The organism is Tissierella praeacuta, from assembly GCF_040396155.1.
GTDB lineage: Bacteria > Bacillota > Clostridia > Tissierellales > Tissierellaceae > Tissierella > Tissierella praeacuta_A.
This window is the reverse complement of record NZ_JBEBOY010000007.1, coordinates 14,440-39,251: the sequence shown is the minus strand read 5'-3', so window position 1 is coordinate 39,251 and position 24,812 is coordinate 14,440. Positions and strand designations below refer to the sequence as shown.

Sequence of the window (24,812 nt, the reverse complement as noted above, 5' to 3'; positions counted from 1 at the left end):
GATTTTTTGTTTGTTGTAGTGGGTTTAGGAAATCCCGGTAAGGAATATACTAATACAAGACATAATATAGGATTTGACACAATAGATTTATTAGCAAATAGGAATAATATTAAAATAAATAAGATTAAATTTAAATCTGTTTATGGTGAAGGAATTATAGGAAATGAAAAAGTTTTATTAGTAAAACCACAGACTTATATGAATAACAGTGGAATTACTGTTAGGGATATATATAATTTTTATAAAGTACCTATAGAAAACATTATAATTATAGTTGATGATATTGATATTGATTTTGCTGCAGTAAGGATAAAGCGAAAGGGAAGTGCAGGTTCCCATAATGGATTAAAGTCTATAATATATTTACTCCAACAAGATAATTTTCCTAGGGTTAAAATAGGTATCGGGAAAAAACATGAAAATCAGGATTTAGCAAATTTTGTTCTAAGTAGATTTTCAAAGGAAGAAAGAGAAATTATTGAAGGCTCTCTCTTGACTGGAGCTGAATCCGTAGAAGCAATTATAAAGTATGGTTTAGATGAAGCTATGAATGAATTCAATACTAAAGGAAATAGAGCCCAGGATTAAACCTGGGCTATGGTCTTTTCCAAAGGAGTGAGAATATGCTCAATTTTTTAGTAGACCCGTTGGATAATTTAAATACTTATGATAAATTGAAAACAGACATAGAAAATAAAAACAGTCCTATTGCTACTTATGGTATTATTGATGAAAGCATAGGACATATTCTTTATGCATTGAAGGAACACACTAAAAGACAAATATTAGTAATAAGTCATAATGAAATAAGAGGGCGAAGAATTTATGAGGATTTAAAGAATCTAGGCAATAATAATGTATTTTTACTTCCAAAACGAGAATTAGTATTTTATGAGGTGGATGCCTCTAGTTATGAAAATACTAATGAAAGACTGGGGATTGTTTCCAGACTTATAGAGGGTGAAGATTTATTGTTAGTTACCTCTATAGATGCTATATTTCATAAATTAATGTCTAAAGAAGTTTTTAAACTATATTCACAAGAGGTGAAAATAGGAGAAGAAATAGATTTAGATAATTTAATAAAAGTTTTATTGGATAGCGGATATGAGAGAGTTAATATGGTTGAAGGTATAGGTCAATTTAGTCTAAGGGGAGGGATAATAGATTTTTTCCCTGCATATAGTGAAAATCCTATTAGAATTGAATTATTTGATGATGAAATTGATTCTATAAGGACTTTTGATATTACCAACCAAAGATCTATTGAAGTCCTTAATAATACTTTTATATTTCCAGTAAAGGAAAATTTAATATTAGATGAATATAGAGAAGTTATAATCAATAATTTGAATAAAGATTTAGATAAAGCCTTATCTAAATCAAAGATTAGTGAAATAGAAAAGGAAAATTTAGAAAATAAGTTTAATAAATACAAAGAGTATTTGACTGAAAAATTGTTTATATCAAATATGGATATGATTGTGCCATATATGCCAAGAGAATATTTATCATCTATAATTAGATTTTTAAAAGAAGATGCCATAATTTATATAGATGAACCTAAAAGAATAGAAGAGAGAGTAAAAAATATAGAATATGATTTTAATCTGAAATTTACTGACCTTTATGAAGTTGGAGAGGTTCTACCTTTACATTCAGATATTCTTTATAGATATGATGAGCTATTAGAAGAAATAAAGGAGAAGACATGTATTACAAATAGTGCACTTTTAAGCGGAGATAATGGTTTTAATCCAAAGGCTATCCACAATTTCTCAGTAAAAGGAATGCAATCATATCACAATAAAATGGAGATTTTAAAAGAGGATATTAATCATTTTAAATATAGAGGATATAAAATTATCATTCTTTCTGGAACAGAGGAAAGGGGAAAAAGACTTCAGAAACTATTGCTGGATATGGACATAGAATCCAATTATATGTCTGATAAAGATGCTGAAATTAAATCCTCACAGGTATTTATTACACCAGGTAGTATCCATGGAGGTTTTGAATATCCTGCTTTAAAATTTATTGTAATTAGTGATAAGGAGATATTTGGTGCTGGCAAAAAAAAGACTGGAAAATTGAGGAAGAAGGATCCTAGTAAATCCGTTAGTTTTTCCGATCTAAATGTGGGTGATTATGTAGTACATGAAAATCATGGGATTGGTCGATATGAAGGAGTAGAGCAATTAAATATCCAAGGTATAAAGAAGGATTACTTGACTATAAAGTATAAAGGTGAAGATAAATTATATGTACCTATAGACCAAATGCATTTAATTCAAAAATATATTGGTTCTGATAGTATAAAGCCAAAAGTAAATAAATTGTCTAGTGCAGAATGGGCAAGAACAAAGGAAAAGGCTAAAAAAGCTGTAGAGGATATGGCTCATGATTTACTAGAACTATATGCAAAGAGAGAAAGCTATAAAGGGTTTATTTTTTCTAAAGACGGTGAATGGCAACGTCAATTTGAAGACTTGTTTCCCTATGAAGAAACTGATGGTCAGCTTAGAAGTATTATAGAAATTAAAAAGGATATGGAAAGAGTAAAGCCCATGGATAGACTTCTATGCGGTGATGTTGGTTATGGCAAGACAGAAGTAGCCCTAAGAGCAGCTTTTAAAGCTGTTATGGATGGAAAACAGGTTGCTTTCTTAGTACCTACGACTATTCTTGCTCAGCAGCATTATAATACGATTGTAGAGAGGTTTGCAGGATTTCCAATAAAAATAGCTACTCTTAGTAGATTTAGAAGTAAATCAGAACAAAAACTTGCAATTGATAATATTAGAAGAGGTCTAGTAGATATTGTGGTGGGTACCCATAGATTATTGTCTAAGGATGTTTCTTTTAATGATTTAGGCTTACTGATTATAGATGAGGAACAGAGATTTGGTGTAAAACATAAAGAAGCTTTAAAGAGATTTAAAGAGACTGTAGATGTACTTACTCTTACAGCTACACCTATACCTAGGACCCTTCATATGTCCTTATCAGGCATTAGGGACATGTCTGTAATAGAGGACCCGCCAGAAGAGAGATATCCTGTACAAACTTATGTTGTGGAATTTAATGAACAAATGATTAGAGATGCTATTTTAAAAGAAGTTGGTCGTGGAGGACAGGTTTATTTTGTATATAATAGAGTTGAAAATATTGATAAAATGGCTTCTATCCTTAAAAAACTGGTGCCAGAGGCTAAGTTTGCCATAGGTCACGGTCAAATGGGTGAAAGAGAGTTAGAAAGAGTTATGGTAAGTTTCTTGGAAAAAGAAGTAGACGTTCTTGTGTGTACTACTATTATTGAAACAGGTCTAGATATTCCAAATGTAAATACCATAATAATATATGATGCTGATAAAATGGGATTATCACAGTTGTATCAGCTTAGGGGAAGGGTAGGAAGGTCCAATAGAATTGCTTATGGATATTTTACCTATGAGAAAAATAAAGTTTTATCAGAAGTAGCAGAAAAAAGACTTAGAGCAATAAAGGAATTTACAGAATTTGGCTCTGGGTTTAAGATTGCCATGAGGGATTTGGAGATAAGGGGAGCAGGAAATCTTCTTGGTTTAGAACAGCATGGTCACATTGAGGCCATAGGATATGATTTGTATGTAAAATTCTTAAATGAGGCTATTAGAAAATTAAAGGGAGAAAAAATTGAAGAACATATAGATACTACAATTGATATTAAAGTTGATGGATATATTAAACAAAAATATATTGTAGATGAGGAACAGAAAATAGAGGTATATAAAAAGATTGCCTCTATTTCCAATAAAAGTGAGTATGGGGAATTATTGGATGAACTAATTGATAGATTTGGAGATCTACCTAAGGAGGTAGAAAACCTCATGGATATTTCTTATATTAGATATTTATGTAGTAAAAATAATATAAAAAATATTACCCAAATAGATAAGAAAATCACACTAGAATTCATGTCTACAGACAATTTGTCTGCAGAGCTATTGCATTTTTTATCTACAGAATATGGAAGATATTTATCATTTGATTTATCTATGGAACCATCCTTTAGATTTAGAGTAAAGGATAATGTATTGGAAGAATTAAAACTTTTAGTAGAAAAAATTAATGGTTTTAATCATAGATAAAATAATATATAATAAATATGGGTTTCATAAATAGATTTAGAAAGGATGTTATTATTGAACAGAATAAGTAGAAGATTTGCAATAATAGGGCTATTATTAGCACTTATTTTAACTATAAGTGGATGTACAGGTAAAGAAGAAGGTATTGTTGCAAAGGTAGATGGAGATAAGATTACACAAGAAGAATTTGACAGCGATTTTCAAGTGTTTAAAAGGATTTCTGAACAACAACTTGGAGAAGATGCTATGTCACAAGTAGGAGAAGATGGTAAGACATTAGAAGAAACACTTAAACAAAAAATAATTGAAAAATTGATTATGGAAAGAATCGTAGAAAAAGAATCAAAAAAGATGAATATCGAAATTACTTCAGATGAAATTCAAAAGCAGATGGAAGAATATGTTAAGGCAATGGGCGGAGAAGAAAAATTTGATGAATTTCTAAAAAATAACCATATATCTAAAGAATTTTTCGAAGAGAATTTAAGAAAAGAGTTACTATTTAATAAGTATAGGGATGCTTTTCTAGACGACATTCAAATAAATGAAAAAGAAGTAAAAAAATATTTTGAAGAAAATAAAGAAGAGCTAATTGTAGTTAAAGCATCTCATATATTAGTAAAGACCGAAGAGGAAGGCAAGAAGGTGTTAAAGAGACTTGAAGCTGGAGAAGATTTTGCTAAAGTTGCCAGTGAGGTATCTATAGATAAAACTTCTTCTATGCAAGGTGGAAGCCTACCATATTTTGCTAAAGGAGATATGATTGCTGAATTTGAAGAAGCAGCTTTCGCTTTAAGTCCTGGAGAAATTAGTGACTTAGTTCATACTGAAGTTGGTTATCATATAATTAAGGTTGAAGATAAAAAGGATACTTATGAAGCCTTGAAAGATGATATAGTAAAAGTATTAAAAGATGATAAATATTTAGAAGAAATGAAAGAGTTAAGGAATAAAGCTAAGGTAAAAATCCTTTTAGATACTAAATCAACTAAGATAAAATAAGAAATGCGGTGGTTGGAAACATGCGGTTCCAGCTGCCGTATTTTACTTTAGGTTAACTACTTTAAGTTAATTAATGTAAATACATTAACCTAATCTTTGAAAGATGTATAAAAATTTCCTTTTAGTTAAATAATAATCTCACTACACAATTATTGTTATAGGAGGTTAAGAATGAAAGCTACAGGGATTGTTAGAAGAATAGATGAATTAGGTAGGGTAGTAATTCCTAAAGAAATAAGAAGAACTCTTAGGATTAGGGAAGGTGACCCTTTGGAGATATTTACTGATAGAGAAGGTCAAATAATACTTAAGAAGTATTCTCCTATTGGTGAACTAAATGAATTTGCACAAGAGTATTGTGATTCTCTTCACGAAAGTACAAATCATACTGCTATGATATCGGATAGGGACTTTATAATAGCTATATCTGGCGGGCCTAAGAGAGACTATCTAGAAAAAAGAATTAGCCCTGAATTAGAAAAGTTAACAGAAGACAGGCATACTTATTCAACAGGTGATGATAATAAACCTATGAAGATAACCTATGAAGATCCTAATATAGAAGATTATACGGCTCAAGTAATTGCACCTATAATTATGCAAGGAGATCCTATAGGTTCTGTAATATTAATATCAAAGGAACCAAATGTATCTATGGGCGATTTAGAAGTAAAATTAAGCGAAACAGCAGCAGGTTTCTTATCTAAACAAATGGAGAACTAATAAACCTACCCTAAGGGTAGGTTTATCTTTTATTTGTATTATTTTTTTAAATTCAATGATATAATATAAAAGATTATGTTTTAGGGGGAAGAATAATGAATAAGAAGAACAATTTTATGATGGGAGCAGCTATTCTAGGCATAGCTGGAATAATTGTAAAGATTCTAGGAGCTATATATAGATTACCTTTATCTAATATAATAAAATCTGAGGGTATGGGATACTATCAGACTGCATATCCGCTATATACTTTATTACTTACTATATCAACAGCAGGCTTTCCAATAGCCATAGCTAAGTTAGTATCAGAAAGAAGAGCAATAGGAGACTTTAAGGGAGCACATAAAGTATTTAAGGTAACACTTACAGGGCTTTTCATAGGAGGTTTGCTTACTTCTTTATTTGTATATTTGACAGCAGATATTATAGTTGAGAAATTGGGAAATAGTAATGCTTATTATGCCTTGATTGCTTTAGTACCAGCATTATTCTTTGTACCTATTATGTCAGCCTTTAGAGGTTTTTTTCAAGGACATCAATTAATGACACCTACTGCCTTGTCTCAAATAATGGAGCAGTTTTTTAGAGTAGGTTCAGGACTATTATTAACTTATCTTCTATTGGATAAAGGAGTTCCAATAGCTGCTGGAGGAGCTTCATTCGGTGGTTCTATAGGGGCTATGGCAGGAGCCTTCACAGTGATTTTTATTTATTTGCATAGAAGAAATGAAATTATGGGAGAGTTAGAGAAGAATGCAATTAGGGATGAATATGAAGTAAATCATATTATACGTGATCTTCTTATAATTGCTATTCCAATTACATTAGGTGCAGCTATAGTTCCTATAATGGATACAATAGATGTTATGATTGTATTAAATCGACTTCAACTTATAGGATATAGTGAACAACAGGCAAATGATTTGTATGGTAACCTAAAGGGAATGGCACAAACCTTAATCAATTTACCTCAAGTATTTTCTATAGCTATTTCCATGAGTTTAGTTCCTGCAATATCTGATGCAAGTGCTAGAAACAAGAAAAGGGAAATAGAGTCTATTATTTCTTCAGGTATTAGAATTACTTTGTTAATAGGATTACCTTGTGCATTTGGATTATTTGTATTGGCGAGACCTATAATTGAGCTGCTATATTATAATAATGATGTGGATACAATAGTTAATGTTAGTAATTCTTTATCAATTTTATCTTTCAGTGTAATATTTTTAACTATAGTTCAAACTCTATCTGCTATATTGCAAGGCTTAGGCAGACCAGGATTGCCAGCTAGGAATTTGTTTATTGGTGCAGTAGTTAAGATTATACTTTCATATACTTTAACAACTATACCTAGTATAAATATCTATGGTGCCGCTATATCTACTGTAGCAGCCTTTGGAATTGCAGCTATCTTGGATTTAACAAGTGTAATAAAATATGCTAAAATAAGGTTAAGTGCTAAGGATATATTTATAAAACCATTTATTGCATCTCTAGGTATGGCAATTGCAGCACTTGCTTCTTATTTTTCTTTAATAAATATAATAGCTAAGGTTAATACTGCAAGTAGGGCTAAAGTTATACTAGGAAGATTTTCAACATTAGGTGCAGTTTTAGTTGGTGCTATAACTTATGTTATACTTTTAGTTGTGACTGGATCTATTACAGCTGAGGATTGGAGTCTATTACCTAAAGGTGATAAGATAGGAAAAAGGCTAGAGAAGTTTAAATTAATTAAATAGTTAATTTACATGCAAAGGAGAAGAACTATGGGGAAAATATATATAATAGGGTTAGGGCCAGGAGACATTAATTCTCTTACTTTAGGGGCAGTAGAAAGGATAAATTCTGGGGATAAGAATTTTTTGAGAACGGAAAAGCATCCTACTGTTAATTATTTTATAGACAAAAATATTCCTTATAAGTCCTATGACTTTTTATATGATAGCGAAGATAGCTTTGATAGAGTATATGAAAAAATTGTCGATGATTTAATTGAAGAATCAAATGGAAATTCAAGTATAAATTACTTTGTACCTGGGCATCCTTTAATTGCTGAGAAAACTGTGGAAATTCTAACTTCACAGGATATAGATATAGAAATAATATCTGGTATGAGCTTTATTGAACCAATGATTGAACTAATTGGGCGAGATCCAATAAATGGGCTTAAGCTAGTAGATGGTGAAGAATTTAATAATTTGATGGTAAATATTAACATAGACATGATAATTACGCAAGTATATAATTTTAGAATATTATCAGAAGTTAAGATTGTATTATCGGAGATTTATGGAGATGAGCATGAAATATACTTAGTTCATAATGCTGGTGTGAAAGGATACGAGAAAAAATATTCTATTCCTGTTTATGAATTAGACAGAGTTCAGGAAGTTGGGCCTTTAACTAGTATATATGTCCCAAAAATAGATAAAAATCATAAGAAAGTATTTGATTTCAATGATTTATTGGATATAATGAGAATATTAAGATCTGAAAATGGCTGCCCTTGGGATATGGAACAAACCCATGAATCTATACGCCAATCAGTAATTGAAGAAGCATATGAAGTAGTTGATGCAATTGATAAAAACCATGTTGATGGACTTATAGAAGAACTAGGAGATTTGTTACTTCAGGTTATATTTCATTCACAAATTGGTTTTGATGAAGGAGAATTTACCATATATGATATAACTTCAGCACTTGGCAATAAATTAATTTATAGACATCCGCATGTTTTTTTGAAAAAAAGTGTGGAAAACTCAGAAGAAGTAGTATATAATTGGAATATGCTAAAATATGCCAAGCGAAATATCACTAAGTTCACAGATAAACTAAGGGATATACCCAAGCTACCAGCTCTTATGACTAGCTTTAAAATTCAAGAAAAGGCAGCAGAAGTTGGATTTGATTGGGAGGACATAGAAGGACCTTTAAGCAAAATAAAAGAAGAGTATGAAGAAGTATTAGAGGTCATGGAAAAATTTGGAGGTGGTGATGAAAGGACAGAGGAAGAGTTAGGAGATTTGATTTTTGCTATAGTTAATCTTTCTAGATTTTTAGACATAAATCCTGAGATAGCCTTAAACAGAACCATAAATAAATTTATTAATCGATTCGAGTTTATGGAGAAGAGGCTGGAAGGTATTGGCAAAAAATTTGAAGAAATGACATTGGAAGAGATGGATGAACTATGGAATGAAGCAAAAATACATAAAATCCATTAAATTGCTAACAATTATATAATAAAAGAAGGATTTTTCAAATTTATATAGAATTATTTATTGAAAAAATAAAAACCATAACTATGAGGAGGAATTTATTATGAACAAAGCTGAATTAGTATCAAGTATAGCAGAGAAAAGTAATTTAACTAAAAAAGACGCAGAAGGTGCATTAAATGCATTTATGAAGACAGTTGAGGAAACATTAGCACAAGGAGAAAAAGTACAACTTGTTGGATTTGGAACTTTTGAAGTAAGAGAAAGAAAAGCTAGAGAAGGTAGAAATCCTAGAAATCCAGAAGAAGTTATAAAAATAGCAGCTTCAAAAGCTCCAGTATTTAAAGCAGGAAAGGCTTTAAAAGAAATAGTAAATAAATAATAAAATCAGGTCTTTGACCTGATTTTTTTATAATGCAAAGTGATTATGTGTTATTTTAAAATAGGAGGAAGATCATGAGAATTGATAAATATTTAAAGAATGCTAGAATAATAAAGAGAAGAACCATAGCTAAAGAAGCATGTGAGCAAGGTAGAGTGTTTATAAATGAGAGACAAGCTAAACCAGGGGATGAAGTTAATATAGGAGATATGGTTAAAATAAATTTTGGCAATGAATCTTTGAAAATTCAAGTATTGGATATATCAGACAATGTTAAAAAGGATAATGCAATAGAATTATATGAGAAGATGGATTAAAGACTTTGTAATAAAAGTCTTTTTTTTCTCATAGATATTAATAGTTGAAAAATTGGAGGGGATAGGGATGACTGAAAATAAAATCAAAATTAGAAATCAAAATATAATGGTAGAAGATAGGGAAAAAATGACAGTAACTGGTGTAGAGCAAGTAGAGAGTTTCAATGATAACACAATCGTTTTAACTACAGTAAAAGGCGGGATGACAATAAAGGGGGAAAATCTAAATATAGCTAAATTAAATTTAGATGATGGCAGTGTAAAAATAGAAGGAAAGATTAATGGAGTAAACTATATGAGCAAAGAAGGTTCATCAAAGAATCTGATGGGCAAAATATTTAAATAAATTTATTTGAGGGGAATAGTATGGATACTTCGTTAATGTTGGAATTGCATATTTTTTTTACTGCTGTTTATGGAGGGTTGATAGCTGGATTTATTTATGATATATATAAAACAATAAGATATTTTTCTAGACCTAGTAAAATTATTACTTATATAGAGGACCTCTTATTTTGGACAATTATTGCTTCTGTATTCTTTTATATTCTTATAAAAATTAACTGGGGAGAAATACGGGGATATATTATATTCGGATTTATTATAGGTGTTTTTATATATGCCAAGATATTTAGCAAATTTGTCTATCAGATTTGTATAAAAGTTGGACGAATAGTAAATGAATTTGTAAAAAAAATCATATACTTAATTTTATATCCTTTTAAGTTTTTAAAAACTAAATCATCGCCAACCTTAAAAAAGATGAAGAAGGTTCCAAGAGAGATTGTAAAACAGACAAAGAAATGTAAAAAAATAATTTCTTCAAAAAAATAAAGGAGTTTTTTAAATTTCGTAGAATATTATATATTAGGTGGTGATACTATGGAGAAAAAGAGAAAGAAGAAAAAACTAAAGCTAAGATATATAGTAATCGGCTTTCTATTCGTATATTTAGGACTTATTTTTTGGAATCAGAGAACTTTAATGAAAAGATTGGAAACTAAAAGACAAGCTATTGAGGCAGAAGTTAACAATCTGGAAAGAGAAATAGAAAGTTTAAATAAGGAAATAGGAGATAGTGATAGTTTACAGTTTGTAGAGAAAGTAGCAAGAGATGAATTAGGAATGGTAAAGCCAAGGGAAATGATATATATAGATAAAAATAAAAGGAAAAATCCATTTTTGGCTACTATAAAAAAGCATAACTAATTGACATTAAAAGATTTCTAATATATACTGGACTAAGAAAACTATTTTTAAGGAGGAATCATTAATTTATGCCGGTATCTGTAGGAGACGTAGTTGATGGCACTGTTACGGGGATAACAAACTTTGGAGCTTTTATTCAACTACCAGAAGGGAAAAGTGGACTTGTTCATATTTCAGAGATATCACACGATTATGTAGAAAAGGTAACTGATCATTTAAAGAAGGAACAGAAGGTTAGAGTTAAGATCTTATCAATTTCAAACGAGGGAAAGATTAGTCTTTCAATTAGACAGGCAAAACCTAAGACTACAAAACCTGTTGAAATTGAATGGAATAAACCAGATGATAAACAAAAGTATATGTCCTTTGAAGATAAGATGAATAAATTTTTAAAGGATAGCAATGAGAAACAAGATCAGCTAAAGACGAGAGATAATAGAAGAAGTAGTGGTATGAAACAAAGGAAAATGAGTGGAATAGAGTTATAAAACCGGTTATTACCGGTTTTTATTTTTGTTTATTGCTATAAAACTACAAAATTATACATTTAATAAAAAATATGACACTTAAGGATGCAAAGCTTGAAAATACAAGGGTTACATCTTAAGGTAAAGAATATTAAGATTTATTTAGGAAAACTTAAGGTTATAGTACAAACTAATGATTTATGTCTAAACTTTCTTGAAATCTAGTGCCTTGAATTGACAAATTATAAAGAACTCCTTTGTTAGTATTTAGTTAAATACAAATAATAGGAGTGATTTTTATGATGAGGACTGATTCTTTAGTTACTAAAAAGCATTGCTACAATATAGGATTTGAACTGGATAATGATACAATAATAGCTATTATCATGGGGTTTTTCCTAGCTAGAGTAAATGTATTTACTAAACTAACTCCATTTGGCTTTTCATTTTTAGCTTCATATCTTATAATGAAAAATTTAAGTATCCCTATATTTCTATCTGTAGTATTAGGAACTTTATCGTTTCAGGGAACAAAGAGTACAAGCTATATATTGTCATATGTTTTAATCTATGCTTTCTTTACTCTTTTTAAGGAAGAAAGAAATTATTCCTTATTAAAAACAGCTTTAGTATCTGCTTTTATATTTACACTTTGCAGGATTTTAGGAATTGTTTTTGGCAAGACAGTCTTTATATATGATTTATTTATAGTTATATTTGAAGGCGTAGTGGCTTTTACCATGACTTATATTTTTTCTTTTAGTATTCCAATAGAAAAAATTAATGGGGCGAATTTTAATAATGAAAAGATAATTTGTTCATTTATTACTTTGGCATTGACCTTGGCAGGAATTAAAGATATTTCAATAATGGGAGTTGCCATTAAAAACTTAGTTAGTATAATTATAATATTACATTTAGCTTATAATTATGGAGCATTTTTAAGTGGAGTTACAGGAATAGTTCTAGGAATGGTAGCTTATATATCTCATCCAGAGATGCCTTTTATTATAGGTATATTTGGAATTACAGGTTTATTGGCAGGAATATTTAAAGATTTAGGTATATTTGGTTCAGTCTTAGGATTTTTGCTTGGAAATGGGATTATTTCTTTTTATATAAATGGTTTAGGAACTTCCTTTCTAAACTTTAAGGAAATAATAATAGCTTCTTTATTTTTCTTAATAACTGCAGATAAAATGAGTTCGAAAATATCTAAACTGTTTACTATGGATTTAGATTTAAAGAAAGGTTATGCTGAGAAGAAGGATGAAATCGTAGTTAAAAAATTAAATAGGATGTCAGACTTATTTAACAACCTAAGCTCTACATTTAAAGAGTCTATGGAAGAAAAAGACTTTAATTCTGCTAATGAAGTATATAGTATGGTCGATGGCATAGCTAATAATATTTGTGTAAATTGTTCTAGGCATGAAGAGTGTTGGGAGAAGAATTATTATAGATCTTATCAAAACTTTTTTAATCTAGTAGGTCTTGTGGAAGTCAATAGTTCTGATAATGAGCTTATTTATTCTGAAGCCAATGAATTTTGCATTAGACCAAGGGAGATAATAGAAACAATTGATAAAGCAGTTGAGCGGGTAAAACTAAATTATAACTGGCAATTAAAATTAATGGAAAGCAGATTACTTTTATCAGAACAGCTAGAAGGAATTAGTAAGGCAATACGAGATATGACTGCTGATATTTATACTAGCTCTACTTTTAACAAAGAAGTAGAAGAAAATTTATATAAGGATTTGAAAAACAATAGAATAGATATAAAAGATATATCAGTAGTACAAATGGGAGAAGAAGATTTTGAAATATTTGTAGATTTAAATACACCTATGAGTGCCAATAGTAAATTAAAAACAATGGTATCACAAAGTTTAGGTTCTCCAGTAGTAAGTGATACTGGATTTAATGATATATCTAGTAAAAGACAAAGATTTAAACTTTTAAAATCCAATAGATTTAATGCTATGACAAAAATGGCAACAATGTCTAATTCGGAGAATAAAATATCAGGCGACAATTTTACATTTGGAGAAATTGATAATATCCACTATTCTGCATTAAGTGATGGAATGGGAATAGGAAGAAAGGCAAATGAGGAAAGTACAGTAGCGATTTCTTTATTAGAAAAACTTATGGAGGCAAATGTAGATAAGGATATAATAATAAAGACTATAAACTCAGTACTAAGGACAAAATCAAATGATGAGATGTTTGCAACATTAGACCTTTCATTTATAGATTTATATTTAGGAAAATTGCAGATGATTAAAACTGGAGCTCCTGCTACCTTCATAAAGAAGAAGGATAGGGTGGAAATAATTAATTCAAGGACATTACCTGTAGGAATTCTAAAGGATGTGGATTTTAATTTATACGAAGAATATATTGAAGATGGAGATATTATTGTTATGGTTTCAGATGGAGTATTAGATGCAAATAGGTATATAGAGGATGCAGAGCTTTGGATGAAAGATATTATAACGAAGATAGATAGTATCAATCCACAGGCTATAGCTAATGAAATATTAAATGAGGCTAGTTGTATAGTATCTGATGGAAGAGATGATATGACAGTTTTAGTAACAAAGGTCTGGAAAAATATATAAAATATTTAATAGAAAATAGTTAAAGATAACCTATTGTCATCAAATAGTATAAGGTTGCAAAGAATAAAAGTTATTTGCAACCTTAAATTTTGTTGACAATTAGGTTATAATAGGGGTATAGTGTACATTAGTTCTAGTAAATAAGGTATAGGGTGATTATTTTGAAGAATAAAGTGTTATCTTCTATTAGAGAGTATGATTTAATTAATGAAAATGATAATATATTGGTGGGTGTTTCTGGAGGGCCAGATTCTATGGCCTTGTTATATGTCTTATTAGAGATTAAGGATTCAATTGATTTTAATATACATATTGCCCATGTAAATCATGGCGTAAGAGGTGAAGATGCTAAATCAGACCAAATATTTGTTGAAAATGTAGCTAGAAAACTTGGTCTTCCATATTATACTAAGGATGTGGATATGATTAAATATGGTAAAGAAAAGGGAATATCTTCGGAAGAGGCAGGACGAGAGTTAAGATATGGATTTTTTAGAGGAATTCTCACAAAGTTAGGTGGTGGTAAGATAGCAGTAGCACATAATAAGAATGACCAAGCTGAAACTTTGATTATGAGGTTTTTGAGAGGAACAGGAATTGATGGATTAAAGGGTATGGATTTTAGAACTAAGGATATAATTAGACCAATATTGGGTATAGATAGAAAGGAAATAGAAGCTTATATAGAGAAGAAAAAGATAGAAACAGTATTGGATAAGACAAATTTAGAACCTATCTACAGTAGGAATAAAGTTAGATTAGAGATACTGCCTTATATTGAAAGAAATTTTAATCCTAATATAGTAAATACCCTTTGGCGAATGTCTAGAGTTTCTTCTATTGATAGTGAATTTTTAGAGGAATTTTCAGAGTCAAGATATAATATTATAGTGAAAAATCAAGACAAACATAGTATAATCTTAGATGGAGGAAAATTATTAGATGAACATAAATGTATTCAACAAAGGATTATAAGAATGTCTATATTGAAAATCAATGGTTCTTTACAGGGAATTAGTGAAGTTCAAATATCTACAGTTATAAATCTTTTATCAACCTTTGATACTGGCAAGGAAGTTCATTTATCAAATAATATAATAGCTAAATTAAGTTATGGGGATTTAGTAATTGAAAAAGGTATAAATAAAAACAATATTAATTATTCATATAGTCTAAGATTTCCAGGATTTAATATTATAGAGGATATAGGATATTCCTTTAACATTAAAATTTTTAATATGGATAAAGATTTTATTATGAATAAGGATAAGAATACTAAATATTTTGATGCAGATAAAGTAAAGGGAAAATTAGTCGCAAGAAATAGGATAAATGGTGATAGATTTATACCATTTGGTATGAGAGGTACAAAGAAACTGAAGGATTATTTTATTGATGAAAAGATTCCAAAAGAGTTAAGGGATAAGATTCCTTTAATAGTAGATGATGAAAATATTATTTGGGTTGTAGGATATAGAACAAATGATTTGTATAGGGTTACTAAAAAAACAAAAAGAATCTTGTTAATATCGTATAATTAGTTTAACAATACATAATAAGGAGGATTATAATGGAAAATATAATCAAAAACATATTAGTTTCCGAAGAAGATATTAAAAAAAGAGTAAAAGAATTAGGAGCACAGATTACTGAAGACTATAAGAATAAAGATTTAATTTTAGTGGGAATATTAAAGGGTGCCGTTATTTTCATGTCAGATTTAGCTAGGAATATAACTAAACCAATAGGTCTGGATTTCATGGCTGTTTCAAGTTATGGAAGATCCTCTACATCTACTGGTGAAGTTAGAATAATTAAGGATTTAGACTTTAGTGTAGAGAACAAGGATGTATTAATTATAGAAGATATTATAGATACAGGTTATACATTGGCTTATTTAACAGATAATTTAAAAAAGAGAGGAGCTGCTTCTGTTAAAGTATGCACTCTTTTAGATAAACCAGATAGAAGAAAGGTTAATGTAAATGTGGATTATTTAGGTTTTATTATTCCAGATGAATTTGTAGTAGGATATGGTCTAGACTATTCTGAAATAGGAAGAAATTTACCTTATGTAGCAGCACTTAAAGAGGAAGTATATAGTTAGTAGAAGGTTGAAAAAATCATATAATGATGATATAATAAAAAAATATTATTTACTTATAAGAGGAGGGAGGATTTGTATTGAAAAGGTTTTTCAAGGGTATTAGTGTGTACCTACTAATAGTAATTGTTATAATGCTTTTAGTAACGAAGTTTGGAAATGATGTGGAACAGGTTAAGAAAATAGATGTAACTGAATTGGTAGGACATTTGAATAATGGTAGAGTTGAAAGCATTGAAATGGAAGGAAATGAAGTCAAAGGTAAATTGAAGGACAAGACTCAATTTAAGACTTTGTTACCTAATGAAATGGGATATACATTTTATTCTGATTATCTAAAGGAATTAGTTGACAGTGGAAAAATAAATTATGGTGCTGTACCAGAGCCTACTACTCCTTGGTTTGTAGGCATGATTCCAACCATATTAACACTTCTTGTTATTGCAGTATTTTGGTTTGTATTTATGCAGCAATCTCAAGGCGGCGGAGGGAAAGTAATGTCCTTCGGCAGATCTAGGGCTAAAATGGTTAAAGAAGATAGTGGTAAGGTTATTACATTTACTGATGTAGCAGGATTAGAAGAAGAAAAGGAAGAGTTAAAAGAAATAGTAGATTTCTTGAGAACTCCTAGAAAATATATTGAAATAGGTGCTAGAATTCCTACAGGAGTATTGTTAGTTGGTCCTCCAGGAACAGGTAAGACTTATTTGTCTAAAGCTGTAGCAGGAGAGGCAGGAGTACCTTTTTTTACAATATCTGGTTCAGACTTTGTGGAGATGTTTGTAGGAGTTGGAGCAAGTAGAGTTAGAGATTTATTTGAACAGGCAAAGAAAAATGCTCCATGTATAGTATTTATTGATGAAATTGATGCAGTAGGTAGAAGAAGAGGTGCAGGTCTTGGTGGAGGCCATGATGAAAGGGAGCAAACATTGAATCAATTATTAGTTGAGATGGATGGATTTGCAACTAATGAAGGAATAATTGTAATGGCTGCAACCAATAGAGCTGATATACTGGATCCAGCATTACTTCGTCCAGGTAGATTTGATAGAACTATTTATGTAGGATTACCAGATGTAAGAGGTAGAGAACAGATTTTAAAAGTTCATACTAAAAATAAGCCATTGGATAGTGATGTTGATTTACAAGTAGTTGCCAAGAGAACTCCAGGATTCACTCCAGCAGATTTAGAAAACTTAGTAAATGAAGCAGCATTACTTACAGCTAGATTTAATTTAAAGACAATACCTATGCATTTAATTGAAGAAGCTTCTATTAAAGTTCAAGCAGGACCAGAGAAGAAATCTAAAGTTGTTAGTGAAAAGGAAAGAAAGCTTACAGCTTATCATGAGGCAGGTCATGCACTTACATCTAGACTTACGCCAGATACTGACCCAGTTCATATGGTAACTATTATTCCAAGGGGAATGGCTGGAGGATTTACAGCTTATATTCCAGAAGAAGATAGAAGCTTTTTAACAAAGAAGCAAATGGAAGGTAAACTAGTGACTCTTCTTGGAGGCAGGGTAGCAGAAGCATTAGTATTGGGAGATATAAGTACAGGTGCCCAAAATGATATTGAAAGAGCTACTAAAATTGCAAGATCTATGGTTACCCATTATGGTATGAGTAATAAACTTGGACCTATGACCTATGGTACTGATGATGAAGAAGTATTTGTAGGCAGAGACTTTGGCAGAGCTAGAAATTATAGTGAAGATGTTGCAGCTGCCATAGATAAAGAAATGAGAACTTTAATAGATACTGCATATAATAAAGCAGAACAATTGCTAAAAGATAATATGGATAAGCTTCATAAAGTAGCACAAGTTTTATTGGAAAAAGAAACTATAGATGGTAAGGAATTTGAATCCTTATTTGTAGGAGTATAAAGTAGGTAATCCCTTTTAAGGGAGCCTACTTTTTATTTGACTAAAGTTAAACAAATTTTCAAAAAATGCTTTACAGATTTAATGAAATACTATATAATAATGTTAAATAATTCCAAATATTCAAGAAATACTGCTTTGTTTGTGGCAAAATGGTTACCCCAGTTTGCAGAGCAAATAAAACCCAGTATTAATGGTTTAATATTGCCATTAATACTGGGTTTTTTTATTAACATAGAAAGGAGGAATAGTATCCACAATCAATAATCTTTAATATATAAACTGAAAAGATAGGAGGCGTATTAATGTCAAAACCGAAAAAAATAAAATTATTTCAAAAAATTTTTATTGGATTGTTTCTCGGCATTATAATAGGTGCTATTTTATCAGCTATAGGGAAAGATAAAGATTTTGTCGTGAATTTATTGCCTTGGTTAGGTCTTCTAGGAGATATATTTCTAAGACTAATTAGAATGGTAGTAGTTCCATTGGTACTTTTTTCAATAATTAGCGGAGTATCAAATTTAACAGAAATCAAGAAGCTTAGAAGTATAGGAACTAAGACTATAATGTTTTTTTTCGGAACAGGATTTCTTTCAATAGGAACAGGTCTTTTAATGGCTAATATATTTAAACCAGGTGCAGGATTGAAAATTGCTGAATTAGGTGCTGGAGCAGTAGAGATGAAAGAGCTTCCAACAGTATTTGATTCTATATTAGGATTATTTCCAGCAAACATATTTGAATCTTTAGCTCAAGGAGAGATGTTACATGTAATTTCTTTTGGAATTTTTATTGGAGCTGGATTATTAATCATGGGAGAGAGAGCAGAGCCTATTATTGATTTGGTAGATAGATGCTCTGAAATGATGTATAAAGTAGTTGATATAGTAATACAATTTACCCCAATTGGAGTGTTCGGACTTATGGCAAAAGCAGTAGCTACATTTGGTGTAGGAATATTTGGACCTGTATTTAAGTTTATTTTAGTTGATTATGGAGCGAATATATTTAATGTAACCATATGGTATTCTCTAATATTATACTTCATAGCTAAAGTAAATCCATTAACTTTCTATAAAAAGGCATTCCAGCCTTGGGCCATAGCTTTTAGTACATGCAGCAGTGCTGCGGCCTTACCCGTAACTATGAAAGTAGGCACTGATGAACTAGGAATTCCAAAGGAAACTGCTAGTTTTATTTTACCTTTAGGAGCAACTGCAAATATGAATGGTACTGGAATTTATTTTGGAGTAGTAGTAATATTTGCTGCTCAATTATATGGTATACCAATTTCATTTACTCAGCAGATAATGTTAGTGCTTACAGCTACAATGCTATCCATAGGATGTGCAGCAGCACCTCAAACAGGACTAATCATATCAATAGCACTTCTAACAAGTTTGGGGATTCCTTTAGATGGAATAGCACTAATAGCGGGAGTTTATAGAATTGTTGATCAAATTCATACATCTACTAATGCTTTAGGGGATTTAGTAGTTGGAGTTGCAGTATCATCTTTAGAGGGAGATTTAGATAGGAAAAGATTTAATGAAAAATCCATGGTTTCAGTAAATAGTAATGTTGGTTAATATTTAATATGAATTAAAGGATTAAAGGGGGAATTTTTGTGAGTTTAAACAAAGCACCTAAAAACAATGTATTTTATAGGAATCAAAATTGGATTTATCCTAAAATTGAAAAGGGCGAAGGAATATATCTAATTGGCGAAGATGGAAAGAGATATATTGATGGTTGCTCAGGATCTGCAGTTGCAAATATAGGTCATGGAAATAAAGAAATTGCTGAGTTTGCAAAGAAGCATATTGAACGAATTGCTTTTACTCATTTATCCAGGTGGACAGTTGATTCTATTGAGAAATGTGCAGAAAGAATAGCAGACTGGTGTCCGGAAGGGTTAGAACATGTTTACTTTGTATCTGGTGGTTCGGAGGCAACAGAAACAGCTATGAAAATGGCAAGACAGTACTTTGTTGAAAGAGATGGTAAGTCAAGTAAGTGGAAAATTATATCTAAATGGAATTCTTATCATGGGGCAACATTAGGTTCCTTATCTATGACAGGAACAATTGGACGAAGAAAAATATACGATCCTTTACTAACTAATTTTCCTAAAATTAGTCAATTTTATCATTATAGAAATCCATGGGGAGCAAAAACTTTAGAAGAGACTAGCATACTTGCTGCTAATAGCTTGGAGGCAGAAATATTACATCATGGGGCAGAGAATATAGCTGCTTTTATTTCTGAACCAGTAGTAGGCTCAGCAGTGCCAGGAGCTTATCCTGAAAAAATTTATTTTGATATGGTAAGAAAAATTTGTGATAAATACGATATCCTCTTTATAATGGATGAAGTTATGGCGGGAACAGGAAGAACAGGAAGGAAAATGGCATCAGAGCATTTCAATGCTAAGCCAGATATCCTAGTGGTTGCTAAGGGTTTAAGTAGTGGATATACTCCAATAGGAGCAGCTGTATGTACTAACGAAGTATTTGAAACAATTATGGTTAAAGGTTCAGGGAATTTTATTCATGGGCATACTTATGCAGGTAATCCATTATCTTGTGGTATTGCAGACAAGGTTATGGGGATTATTGAAAGGGAAAACTTTGTTGATAATTGTGCTAATCAAGGGGATTATTTAATGGAAAAACTTGAGGCTCTTTATGATTATCCAATGGTGGGAGATATTAGAGGTAAGGGTCTAATGATAGGTATTGAATTTGTTAAGGATAAGGAAACTAAGGAACCATTTAATGTATCGGATAATGTAAGGGGAAAAATAACCAACAATTGTTTAGAAGAAGGTTTAGTGCCATATCCAGGTGGCGGTTCTGTAGATGGAATAAGAGGTGATCATATATTATTGGCTCCGCCAATAAATATTACGAAGGAAGAAGTAGATTTATTATATGAAAAATTAGAGAATGCAATTAAGAAGACATCGGAAGAATTACAGGGGGTAATTGCATGAATTATAAAAAAGAAAAACTTATAATAACTGTAGCGCTAACTGGAAATGTTCCGACTAAGGAAATGAATTCAAATACTCCAATTACAGTAGATGAAATAGTGGAAGATATTATTAAATGTAGGGAAGTAGGAGCCTCTGTTGCTCATATCCATGTAAGGGATGAGAGAGGAGAGCCTACTTGTGATAGAATATTATATAAAGAAGTATTGGATAAATTAAAAGAAAAAAATTGTGATATAATTACTCAACTATCTACAGGTGCTAGAGGAGGAGGAAATACGGCTGAATGGCGTGGACAAATGTTAGATTTAAATGCAGAAATGGCAAGCTTAGCCACAGGCTCATCTAATTTTCCTTCCCAAATAAATGCAAATTCCTTTGAATTAATAAAAGAATTGGCGAAAAAGATGTATGCTAATAATATAAAGCCTGAAATAGAAGCTTTTGATTTAGGTATGATAGATAATGCAGCTTATTTATTAAAAGAGGGGGTTCTTAAAAAGCCATTGCAATTTAATCTAGTGATGAATGTAAGAGGTTCAGTAAAAGGTACTCCTAGAAATCTTTTGCATATGGTCGAGTCGTTACCAGAAGATTCTACGTTTACAGTATCCGGTATTGGACCTAGTCAGATACCTATGCTAACAATGGCAATATTATTAGGAGGTCATGTACGAACAGGATTAGAAGATACAGTACTATATGATAAAGGGATATTGGCCACTAATCATATGTTAATAGACAGGATCTTACGAATTGCAAAAGAATTAGGTAGAGAAATTGCAACTCCTGATGAAGCGAGGAAAATATTGGGTATAGGTTAATAGAAAACAAGGCTGCGTATCTTAACGCAGCCTTCTAAAAAATATATAGAAAGGATGTAAACGATGATAGATGCCAAAGACTTTGGATTAGATACTGTGTATTTTGTTCATTATTCTAAACTTCCAGAAGAGATTTCAGCCACTTATGTACATAAGGTAGTGGGAGTTGGTTTTTTAATCAATACAAAAACAGGAATTATAGAAGATATTATGGTAACATTAATTTCTGATTTATGTAAGGAATTTTTAGCATATCTAATAGTAGGGCACAATATTGATAGAGATGGTGTAGATGAAATTGTTGACAAAATTGATAATCGGTTTTTTGGCTATTCACAAAAAGCTATCATAGTGTGTATTAAAGGAGTATATTCCAGATATATGCAATGGAAGCAGAATAATAAGAAAGTTAATTAATCGTTAAAGCAATAAAACACTTTAAGATTTAATACTAATGAAAGATAGATACCATTAGTATTATTTTCTATGTATATTTTACATATTATATTAAAAAAATTCATACATATTTATATAAATAAATGCAATATTCCATTCATTTTCAAAATATATTGAAATATATGTTGCAAAACCCTATTACTTATTACTATAATATACTATGAAGATAACTTTTTGGGTAAATTTTAAAATTACCATAACAAGGAGGTAAAAGAGTTGTTTGATGATAAAAAAATTGAAGAGGTTAAGGTGTCAGTAGATAAGTGGGATAAGGAAGTAGTACAAAAATCATTAGCTAGATTTCCAGAGAGAAAGGAAAAGTTTACTACAGGCTCAAATATTGAAGTAGATAGGCTATATACCCTTTTAGATATAGAGGATATAGATTATAACGAAGATTTAGGATTCCCGGGAGAATATCCATTTACTAGAGGTGTTCAATCTACTATGTATAGAGGTAGACTTTGGACAATGAGGCAATATGCAGGATTTGCATCAGCTGAAGAATCTAATCAAAGATATAAATACTTATTGGAACAAGGTCAAACGGGATTAAGTGTTGCTTTTGACTTACCTACGCAAATAGGTTATGATTCTGATGATGGATTATCTGAAGGAGAAGTTGGCAAGGTTGGTGTAGCAATAGATTCCTTAGAGGATATGGAAGTTTTATTTGACGGCATACCATTAGACAAGGTTAGTACATCAATGACTATAAATGCGCCAGCATCTGTTTTATTGGCGATGTATATTGCTGTTGCAGAAAAACAAGGAGTTTCAAAGGATAAATTAAGAGGGACTATACAAAATGACATCTTAAAGGAATACATAGCAAGAGGAACTTATATATTCCCACCAGAGCCATCCATGAGACTTATTACTAATATTTTTGAATATTGTTCAAAAGAAGTTCCAGCATGGAACACCATAAGTATTAGTGGATATCATATAAGAGAAGCAGGCTCTACTGCAGCACAGGAAGTGGCATTCACATTGGCTGATGGTATAGCTTATGTTGATGCAGCTATTAATGCAGGACTTGATGTAGACGATTTTGCACCAAGACTATCATTCTTCTTCAATGCTCATAATGACCTCTTAGAAGAAGTGGCTAAATATAGAGCAGCTAGAAGACTATGGGCTAAAATAATGAAAGAAAGATTTAAAGCAAAGAAGTCAAAATCAATGCAGCTTAAATTCCATACTCAAACAGCAGGTTCCACATTAACAGCACAACAACCTGATAATAATATAATAAGGGTTACAATTCAAACACTAGCGGCAGTACTTGGTGGAACTCAATCACTTCACACTAATTCAAGAGATGAGGCTTTGGCATTGCCAACAGAAGATTCTGTTAGAATTGCTTTAAGGACTCAACAAATAGTAGCTCATGAATCTGGAGTAACGGAAACAATAGATCCATTAGCAGGCTCTTATTATATTGAAAGCCTAACTAATAAAATTGAAGAAGAAGCGGTTAGATATATAGAAACCATAGATGAATTAGGTGGTTCACCTAAGGCAATAGAAAAAGGATATATCCAAAAAGAAATACAAAATGCTGCTTATAGATATCAAATGGAAATAGAATCCTTAGATAGAATAGTTGTAGGAGTGAATAAATTCCATATTGAAGAAACAGGTAAAAAGGAATTGCTGAAAGTAGATAGAACGGTTGAAATAAATCAAAGAGAAAAGTTAAAAAAATTAAGGTCGGAAAGAAATAATGAAGAAGTTGAAAGAACATTAAATTTATTAAAGGAAAAGGCAAATACTGATGAAAATTTAATGCCATTTATATTAGATGCGGTTAAAGAATATGCAACCCTTGGAGAAATTTGTAATGTATTAAGAGAAGTATTTGGAGAATACCAACAATCAGTAATATTATAAAAACAATTAACAAAGAACAATTAACAAAGAACAATTAACAGCTAAGAGACTGATTTACTAATTGGCTTTAGTTGCTATAAATTGTTAACTGATGACTAATTAACATTATTAATTGTTAATCGGCAATTGAATAAATGGGAGGTATAAAGGAACATGGATAGACCAATTAGAGTTTTAGTGGCAAAACCTGGACTTGATGGACATGATAGAGGGGCAAAGGTAATTGCAAGAGCATTAAGAGATGCAGGAATGGAAGTTATATATACAGGTCTTAGACAGACACCAGAACAAATAGTTGCTGCTGCAATTCAGGAGGACGTAGATGTAGTAGCTATGAGTATATTATCAGGAGCTCACAATCATTTATTTCCAAAGGTAGTTAATCTATTGAGAGAAGAAGGAGTAGATGATATGCTTATACTAGGGGGAGGGGTTATTCCAGAGGACGATATCCCTCATCTTATAGAATCAGGTATAGAAGCTATTTTTACTCCAGGTACACCAACAAAGGATGTAATTGATTTTATTACAAATAACCTTAAAAGATAATAGGTGGTGTCTTAT

22 protein-coding genes are annotated in these 24,812 nt (G+C 30.9%); all 22 read left to right on the top strand.

All coding sequences use genetic code 11. The features are described 5' to 3' along the window. Positions 1-6: 6 nt before the first annotated feature. The 22 genes from pth (at position 7) to ABWP20_RS05125 (ending at position 24,797) form a co-directional block, all read left to right on the top strand. A complete protein-coding gene (gene pth / locus ABWP20_RS05230) occupies positions 7-588 on the top strand; it encodes an aminoacyl-tRNA hydrolase (RefSeq protein WP_353094430.1) in 582 nt (193 codons plus the stop codon). 35 nt (positions 589-623) lie between these two features. Then, positions 624-4,130: a transcription-repair coupling factor gene (gene mfd / locus ABWP20_RS05225; protein WP_353094428.1), complete on the top strand. Its 3,507-nt coding sequence runs from the start codon at positions 624-626 to the stop codon at positions 4,128-4,130. 54 nt (positions 4,131-4,184) lie between these two features. Continuing rightward, the gene (locus ABWP20_RS05220; protein WP_353094426.1) at positions 4,185-5,132 is read left to right on the top strand and encodes a peptidylprolyl isomerase; all 948 of its coding nucleotides are present in this window, start codon (positions 4,185-4,187) and stop codon (positions 5,130-5,132) included. A gap of 171 nt (positions 5,133-5,303) precedes the next feature. After that, entirely contained in the window at positions 5,304-5,855 is a 552-nt protein-coding gene (gene spoVT / locus ABWP20_RS05215) for a stage V sporulation protein T (protein ID WP_353094424.1), read from the top strand. Positions 5,856-5,950: 95 nt separating this feature from the next. Then, positions 5,951-7,597, top strand: coding sequence for a putative polysaccharide biosynthesis protein (locus tag ABWP20_RS05210; RefSeq protein ID WP_353094422.1), 1,647 nt, complete (start codon positions 5,951-5,953; stop codon positions 7,595-7,597). Between the two features lie 27 nt (positions 7,598-7,624). After that, entirely contained in the window at positions 7,625-9,085 is a 1,461-nt protein-coding gene (yabN, locus tag ABWP20_RS05205; RefSeq protein ID WP_353094420.1) for a bifunctional methyltransferase/pyrophosphohydrolase YabN, read from the top strand. A 97-nt stretch (positions 9,086-9,182) separates the two neighbouring features. Next, positions 9,183-9,461 (top strand): non-specific DNA-binding protein Hbs, encoded by a 279-nt coding sequence (gene hbs / locus ABWP20_RS05200; protein WP_353094418.1) that lies wholly within the window; start codon positions 9,183-9,185, stop codon positions 9,459-9,461. Between the two features lie 74 nt (positions 9,462-9,535). Then, the gene (locus ABWP20_RS05195) at positions 9,536-9,778 is read left to right on the top strand and encodes an RNA-binding S4 domain-containing protein (RefSeq protein ID WP_353094416.1); all 243 of its coding nucleotides are present in this window, start codon (positions 9,536-9,538) and stop codon (positions 9,776-9,778) included. A 67-nt stretch (positions 9,779-9,845) separates the two neighbouring features. Then, the gene (yabP, locus tag ABWP20_RS05190) at positions 9,846-10,124 is read left to right on the top strand and encodes a sporulation protein YabP (protein WP_353094414.1); all 279 of its coding nucleotides are present in this window, start codon (positions 9,846-9,848) and stop codon (positions 10,122-10,124) included. Positions 10,125-10,144: 20 nt separating this feature from the next. Next, a complete protein-coding gene (gene yabQ, locus ABWP20_RS05185; protein ID WP_353094413.1) occupies positions 10,145-10,612 on the top strand; it encodes a spore cortex biosynthesis protein YabQ in 468 nt (155 codons plus the stop codon). 48 nt (positions 10,613-10,660) lie between these two features. Then, entirely contained in the window at positions 10,661-10,987 is a 327-nt protein-coding gene (locus tag ABWP20_RS05180; RefSeq protein WP_353094411.1) for an FtsB family cell division protein, read from the top strand. 68 nt (positions 10,988-11,055) lie between these two features. Further along, positions 11,056-11,475: a S1 RNA-binding domain-containing protein gene (locus tag ABWP20_RS05175; protein WP_353094409.1), complete on the top strand. Its 420-nt coding sequence runs from the start codon at positions 11,056-11,058 to the stop codon at positions 11,473-11,475. Between the two features lie 278 nt (positions 11,476-11,753). Next, a complete protein-coding gene (gene spoIIE / locus ABWP20_RS05170) occupies positions 11,754-14,081 on the top strand; it encodes a stage II sporulation protein E (protein ID WP_353094407.1) in 2,328 nt (775 codons plus the stop codon). A 161-nt stretch (positions 14,082-14,242) separates the two neighbouring features. After that, the gene (gene tilS, locus ABWP20_RS05165) at positions 14,243-15,622 is read left to right on the top strand and encodes a tRNA lysidine(34) synthetase TilS (RefSeq protein WP_353094405.1); all 1,380 of its coding nucleotides are present in this window, start codon (positions 14,243-14,245) and stop codon (positions 15,620-15,622) included. A gap of 29 nt (positions 15,623-15,651) precedes the next feature. Then, positions 15,652-16,188, top strand: coding sequence for a hypoxanthine phosphoribosyltransferase (gene hpt, locus ABWP20_RS05160; RefSeq protein WP_353094403.1), 537 nt, complete (start codon positions 15,652-15,654; stop codon positions 16,186-16,188). 77 nt (positions 16,189-16,265) lie between these two features. Continuing rightward, positions 16,266-18,077: an ATP-dependent zinc metalloprotease FtsH gene (gene ftsH, locus ABWP20_RS05155; RefSeq protein WP_353094401.1), complete on the top strand. Its 1,812-nt coding sequence runs from the start codon at positions 16,266-16,268 to the stop codon at positions 18,075-18,077. Positions 18,078-18,379: 302 nt separating this feature from the next. After that, positions 18,380-19,666 carry a dicarboxylate/amino acid:cation symporter gene (locus tag ABWP20_RS05150; protein WP_353094399.1) on the top strand — a complete coding sequence of 429 codons (1,287 nt, stop codon included), beginning with the start codon at positions 18,380-18,382 and terminating at the stop codon, positions 19,664-19,666. Between the two features lie 38 nt (positions 19,667-19,704). After that, entirely contained in the window at positions 19,705-21,072 is a 1,368-nt protein-coding gene (locus tag ABWP20_RS05145; protein ID WP_353094397.1) for an aspartate aminotransferase family protein, read from the top strand. After that, positions 21,069-21,896: a beta-keto acid cleavage family enzyme gene (locus tag ABWP20_RS05140; protein ID WP_353094395.1), complete on the top strand. Its 828-nt coding sequence runs from the start codon at positions 21,069-21,071 to the stop codon at positions 21,894-21,896. The genes ABWP20_RS05145 and ABWP20_RS05140 overlap by 4 nt, the downstream gene beginning before the upstream one ends. 63 nt (positions 21,897-21,959) lie before the next feature. Then, positions 21,960-22,313, top strand: coding sequence for a DUF3870 domain-containing protein (locus tag ABWP20_RS05135; RefSeq protein WP_353094394.1), 354 nt, complete (start codon positions 21,960-21,962; stop codon positions 22,311-22,313). A 255-nt stretch (positions 22,314-22,568) separates the two neighbouring features. Beyond that, a complete protein-coding gene (locus tag ABWP20_RS05130; protein ID WP_353094392.1) occupies positions 22,569-24,248 on the top strand; it encodes an acyl-CoA mutase large subunit family protein in 1,680 nt (559 codons plus the stop codon). Between the two features lie 153 nt (positions 24,249-24,401). Beyond that, positions 24,402-24,797: a cobalamin B12-binding domain-containing protein gene (locus ABWP20_RS05125; RefSeq protein ID WP_353094390.1), complete on the top strand. Its 396-nt coding sequence runs from the start codon at positions 24,402-24,404 to the stop codon at positions 24,795-24,797. Positions 24,798-24,812 lie beyond the last annotated feature (15 nt).